This window comes from Tangfeifania sp. (assembly GCF_055108615.1).
In genome coordinates this window covers 1-6,115 of the sequence record NZ_JBSQIC010000133.1, presented here as the reverse complement: position 1 = coordinate 6,115, position 6,115 = coordinate 1, and the positions used below count along the sequence as shown (strand labels likewise).

Annotated in this window: 4 protein-coding genes; all 4 read right to left on the bottom strand. The window is 44.6% G+C overall.

All coding sequences use genetic code 11. The annotated features are described in order from the left end of the window. Positions 1–8 precede the first annotated feature (8 nt). Complete coding sequence (gene cysS, locus ACTCNA_RS17265; RefSeq protein ID WP_462949186.1) at positions 9–1,493, bottom strand: cysteine--tRNA ligase; 1,485 nt, start codon at positions 1,491–1,493, stop codon at positions 9–11. A gap of 91 nt (positions 1,494–1,584) precedes the next feature. Next, positions 1,585–2,292 (bottom strand): lipoprotein signal peptidase, encoded by a 708-nt coding sequence (locus tag ACTCNA_RS17260; RefSeq protein WP_462949185.1) that lies wholly within the window; start codon positions 2,290–2,292, stop codon positions 1,585–1,587. Positions 2,293–2,372: 80 nt separating this feature from the next. Continuing rightward, positions 2,373–2,750 carry a TraR/DksA family transcriptional regulator gene (locus ACTCNA_RS17255; RefSeq protein ID WP_462949184.1) on the bottom strand — a complete coding sequence of 126 codons (378 nt, stop codon included), beginning with the start codon at positions 2,748–2,750 and terminating at the stop codon, positions 2,373–2,375. 146 nt (positions 2,751–2,896) lie between these two features. Further along, positions 2,897–6,115 (bottom strand): DUF5915 domain-containing protein (locus tag ACTCNA_RS17250; RefSeq protein WP_462949183.1); only part of this gene is annotated, 3,219 nt, incomplete at its 5' end.

Genomic DNA, 6,115 nt, shown 5'->3' with positions numbered 1-6,115 from the left:
TGGGGAGGTTAGGTGGGGCTCTTCAAATTCCACTCAAACCCGTCTTTGGTGTCTTTCACTTCCACACCGAGGGCTGTTAATTCATCCCTGATTTTATCAGCAGTTCCCCAGTCTTTATTTTGCTTGGCTTCCAGCCTGATGTTCAGCAACAAATCAATAGCTCCTTTTAAAATTTCATCATCACCGGCACCGGCAGCTTCCTCATCTTTCAATCCTAAAATATCGAACACCATGGTTTTGAAGAATGACCTCAGTTCGTCCAAATCGGTTGCTGAAATTTTTTCGCTTCCTGTTTTCAGTGAATTGATCATTCTGACACCATCGAAAAGATGCGCTATGGCAATTGGGCTGTTCAGGTCGTCGTTAAGTGCAGCGTAACATTTCTCCCTGAGTGCCGCTACATCAACTGTTGATTCCGGCGAAGAGGAAATTAATTCCAGCGAATTTACGGCAGCCATCAATCGTTCCAGTCCTTTTTCGGAAGCCTGCAAAGCTTCATTCGAAAAATCGATGGTGCTGCGGTAGTGCGCCTGTAAAATAAAAAACCGGATGGTCATGGGCGAATAAGCCTTTTTCAGCATTTTATGCGACCCGTCAAACAGTTCTTCCAGCGTGATAAAATTCCCCAGCGAACGGGCCATTTTCTGGCCGTTGATGGTAATCATGTTGTTGTGCATCCAATAGCGCACCGACTCTTTTCCATGACTGGCAGTCGATTGTGCAATTTCGCATTCGTGGTGCGGGAAAGTTAAATCCATGCCCCCGCCATGAATATCGAAAACTTTGCCCAGGTATTTGGTACTCATTACAGAACACTCGAGGTGCCAGCCCGGGAAACCATCACTCCATTTCGACGGCCAGCGCATAATATGCTCTGGCATAGCTTTTTTCCAGAGGGCAAAATCAAACGGGTTCCGTTTTTCATCCTGACCTTCCAGCTGGCGGGTGTTGGTTTTTATATCGTCGAGGTTACGGCCCGATAATTTTCCGTAGTTATATTTCTCGTTGTATTTCTCCACATCGAAATAAACCGATCCGTTCACTTCGTAGGCAAATCCGTTTTCCAGGATGGAATCTACCATTTCCTCCTGTTCGATTATATGCCCTGTAGCACGTGGTTCGATGCTGGGCGGCAATACATTTAACTCTTTCATATTCTCATGAAAAGAATTCATGTATTTCTGCACCACTTCCATGGGCTCAAGCTGCTCGAGCCGGGCTTTTTTCGAAATTTTATCTTCCCCTGATTCGTCAGCTTCGTTTTCCAAATGGCCCACATCAGTAATATTACGTACATAACGCACTTTGTAGCCCAGGTGCACCAGGTAGCGGTAGAGCAAATCGAACGTAATGTTGGGCCGGGCGTGGCCCAAATGTGAGTCACTGTAAACCGTTGGACCGCAAACATATAATCCCACCATGCCTTCCACCAGCGGTTTAAAAACTTCTTTCTTACGTGTTAATGTATTGTAAATAACCAGTTGATGTTCCATAACCTTTACTAATCAGGAGTTACAAAGGTAAAATAAAATGAAGGAAAATTGTGAAATTTAATCGTTTGGCTCACCGATTATTGATTTCAGGTTAGTTTGTCCTTTCGGAAAAACCAGTATCAGTTTCCGAACTGCTCGAAGCTTCTGAATCAGTTAATTCTTCAGTTTCCTGCTCATTTTCCTCATCGGCTTCCTTATTGAACTGTTTGCGGTAAAAAAGCAAAATAGAAAAAATGCCCACTGTAATTGATGAATCGGCAATGTTAAAAACCGGGCGGAAGAATATGAAATCGGTGCCCCCTCTTACCGGGAACCATTCCGGAATTTGAAACTGCAGAATTGGGAAATAGAACATATCGACTACCCTACCATGCAAAAAGCTGGAGTAGCCGCCACCATCCGGGAAAATATCAGCAATCTGCCCGTAGCTGTGGTTAAAAATCATCCCGTAAAACAAGCTGTCGATAATATTGCCGATTGCTCCGGAAAAAATCAGGGCTATGCTTGCCAAAAAGCCAAATGGGATTGCCTTGTTTTTTGCCAGTTTAAACAGGTACCAGCCAATGGCAATGACGGCAACTATACGGAAAATACTTAGAATCATTTTCCCGTATTCGCCGGCAAACTCAAAACCGAAGGCCATCCCGTTATTTTCCACAAAATGCAGAATAAACCAATCTTTAAAAACGACAATTTCATCTCCCAGCGAAAAATTTGTTTTGACCCAGATTTTTAGCACCTGGTCGGCCAGCAGTATAAAAAATATTATCCCGAGCAGTTTTATATGTCTATTCTTCATTTTTCCTGATAAAAAACAACCCGGATGTTTTCCGTTTATTGAAAAATCCGGGATGTAAAAACATCTTTTTTGTTAACCAACTATCCCATACTGTTTTTTGCTTCAATACTCAGGGTAGCATGAGGAACCGCGCGTAACCTTTCTTTGGAGATGAGCTTGCCGGTTTCGCGGCAAATTCCGTAGGTTTTGTTTTCGATGCGCACCAAAGCAGCCTGAAGGTGTTGAATAAATTTCAACTGACGTTGAGCCAGTTTACCGGCCTCCTCTTTCGAGAGGGTTGCCGCACCTTCTTCAAGAACTTTAAACGTTGGCGATGTGTCCTGTGTATCATTCCCGTCGCCATGAGTAATGGAATTACGGTACATTTCATAATCTTCCTGCGCTTTTTCCAGCTTGCTAAGTATGATTTGTTTAAATTCCATTAACTCTTCATCCGAATATCTGGTCTTTTCTCCCATAATAAAAGGGTTTAAATTATTTTTAAATCCCGAAACCTTCAGCAATTTCAACTTATAAATCTCTTACCATTCTCAAACTGCCAGGTTCCTTCAAAATTGCCCTAAATTAATAAATTTTTGCAATTCAAATTAGGCCTTACAACATATCAGCGGTTCAGTTTTTCAACAATTATTTTTGTATCTGCTCCTTTATCAATTTCCACTTCACTGGCCAAATCATCATCCAGCTTATCAACCAGTTGGAGATCGTTTGCCAGCGTTTGCGCGCAAATATAGTCTTTATGCATTAAAACCGCATCATCTAATTCATTATGTTTTAAGATGGTGAGATTTATGCGGTCGGTTACCTCAAAACCACTGTCTTTCCGCAGATTCTGAATTTTGTTGATAAATTCGCGGGCAATTCCTTCCTGTTTCAGTTCTTCAGTGATATGAATATCGAGCGCGATAGTCATCTGCCCTTCGGTAGCAACAGTCCATCCCGGAATGTCTTCGGTCTGAATTTCAACATCTTCCTTCGACAATACAATTTTGTTGTCTCCTGCCTGAATTTCAGCTTGTCCGGTTTGTTCCAGATTTGAAATATCTTCCTGCGAAAATTTGGCAATCGCTCCGGCAATCTGCTTCATCTGCTTCCCGTATTTCGGGCCGAGTGTTTTGAAATTGGGCTTTATCTTCTTCTTAATAACGCCCGTCGTATCTGCAAGAAATTCCACCTCTTTCACGTTCACCTCGGTCAGGATGATATCTTTCACCGATTCAAACTGTTCTTTAAAATGCGGGTTGGGCACCGGCACCATTATTTTTGCCAGCGGCTGGCGCACCTTCAGTTTTTCCTTGCGGCGCAGAGCCAGAATCATGGAAGAAGCTTTTTGTGCAATGGCCATTTTTTCTTCCAGGTCTTTGTCGATAAGGTTTTCATCGAACGAAGGGAAATCAGCCAGGTGCACACTTTGGTCTGTCTCTTTTTGAGTTACTTTATTCAGGTCACTGTACAGCATGTCGGCATAAAACGGTGCGATGGGTGCCATCAGTTTGGCCACTGCTTCCAAACAAGAATAGAGCGTTTGATACGCCGAAATTTTATCCCTTGAATATTCGCCGCCCCAGTAACGTTTACGGCTCAGGCGCACAAACCAGTTGCTCAGGTTCTCGGTTACAAACTCCGAAATGGCACGCCCGGCGCGGGTGGGTTCATAATTTTCGTAGCTTTCGCCCACTTCTTTTATTAGTGAATTCAGCAACGAAATAATCCAGCGATCCAGCTCGGGACGCTCGTTCACCGGAATTTCCTCATCCGAATAATTAAAGCCATCCACATTGGCGTACAATGCGAAAAAGTTGTAGGTGTTGTAAAGTGTTCCGAAGAATTTCCGTTTCACCTCTTCCACGCCTGCAATGTCGAATTTCAGGTTGTCCCAGGGCTGTGCATTGGTAATCATGTACCAGCGAAGCGGGTCGGAGCCATACGTTTCAATGGTATCGAACGGATCGACAGCATTGCCCAGCCGCTTCGACATTTTGTTTCCTTTTTTGTCGAGTACCAGCCCGTTGGAAATAATATTTTTGAAAGCGACTGAATCGCTGACCATTGTTGCGATGGCATGCAGTGTAAAGAACCAGCCACGGGTTTGATCCACGCCCTCAGCAATAAAGTCGGCTGGAAAATTCGGAACCACACGAACCCCATCCCCAACCCTTCCCTTAGGGGGAAGGGAGTTGAGGACACTGCTAATTTTATTCAGTACTGCTTCAATATCATTGATTACTTCCTCATTGGAAAAACGAATCACTTCAAATCCTAAATCATTAAGAAATTTTGTTCTTTGTTCGTCCGAAATCTGATTTTCGGGAAGTGAGTGATAACCGCCATCCACTTCAACAATTAATTGTTTTTCAAGGCAAACAAAATCAGCAATAAACTGGTCAATAATATGCTGTCGTCTGAATTTGTAGCCATCAGCTTGTTTTCCCTTTAAATTCTTCCACAGAAAAACTTCGGCATCTGTTGGATTTTCTTTTTGCTTTTTTGCCAGTTCTTTCAAAAGACCGTAACTCGAATCCCTTGCAGTTTGCCAGTTCGGAGCTTTCACTCCCCCTTGGGGGGAGCCGGAGGGGGCCTCGAATGGAAAATGATTTTGTGAGTACGGCATCGATCCTGAATCGAACCACACATCAATCAAATCGGGTTCGCGGAACATTTTCTGTCCGGAAGGTGAAACCAGCACCACTTTGTCGATGTAGGGTTTGTGCAGGTCGATGATGTCGTAATTCTCTTTTGAATTGTCGCCGGGTTTGAATCCTTCGTACGGGTTTTCCTCCATGAAACCGGCTTCAATTGCTTTTCCAATTTCTTCTGTCAATTCCTCGGTAGAGCCGATGCAGATTTCTTCCGAACCATCCTCGGTGCGCCAAATAGGCAGCGGTGTTCCCCAGAAACGCGAGCGGCTCAGGTTCCAGTCCACGAGGTTTTCGAGCCAGTTGCCAAAACGGCCGGTTCCGGTTGATTGCGGTTTCCAGTTGATGGTGTTGTTCAGTTCCACCATCCGCTCTTTTACCGCCGTGGTTTTGATGAACCACGAATCGAGTGGATAGTACAACACCGGTTTGTCGGTGCGCCAGCAGTGCGGGTAGCTGTGCACGTGTTTTTCAATCCGGAACGCTTTGTTTTCGCGTTTCAGCATCACCGAAATATCGATATCGACGGTAGGTGCATCTTCCTCAAGTTTATCGTCATAGGCATTTTTCACCGGGCGGCCGGCAAAATCGTGGTATTTTTCGGTGTTTACATATTTTTTTACAAACGCTTCCGATAAATTCTGGGTCGGGAAAAACCGGCCTTTTTTATCGACCAGCGCCTGCATTTTGCCGTCTTTATCTTCCACCACCAGCGGCGAAATTCCATGCTGTTTGGCCACGCGATCATCGTCGGCACCAAAAGTAGGTGCAATGTGAACAATTCCGGTTCCGTCTTCAATGGTTACAAAATCGCCGGTAATTACTTCAAATGCTTTTCCTTTGGGTTTTACCCACTCAATCAGTTGTTCGTACTGCACGCCGACCAGCTCGGTTCCGGCATATTCAGATAGAATTTCGTAAGGAATTTTCTTATCGCCGGGCTGGTATTCATCAAAACCTTTTCCTTCCATTTCCTCATCGAAATAAGCGTGGAGCAGGTCTTTGGCCAGAATAATCCTACCGGGCATTCCGGTGTACGGGTTGAAGGTTCTTACTTTTACATACCTGATGTTCGGCCCCACTGCCAGCGCGGTGTTCGATGGCAGGGTCCACGGGGTGGTAGTCCAGGCGAGGAAGAACACATCGGAATCGGTGCCTTCGTACAAAAACTCCGACTTTTCGTTGCG

Excerpts from the sequence above, each read along its gene's own strand:
- cysS (WP_462949186.1), bottom strand. The coding sequence starts at position 1,493 with ATGGAACATCAACTGGTTATTTACAATACATTAACACGTAAGAAAGAA.
- ACTCNA_RS17260 (WP_462949185.1), bottom strand. The coding sequence starts at position 2,292 with ATGAAGAATAGACATATAAAACTGCTCGGGATAATATTTTTTATACTG.
- ACTCNA_RS17255 (WP_462949184.1), bottom strand. The coding sequence starts at position 2,750 with ATGGGAGAAAAGACCAGATATTCGGATGAAGAGTTAATGGAATTTAAA.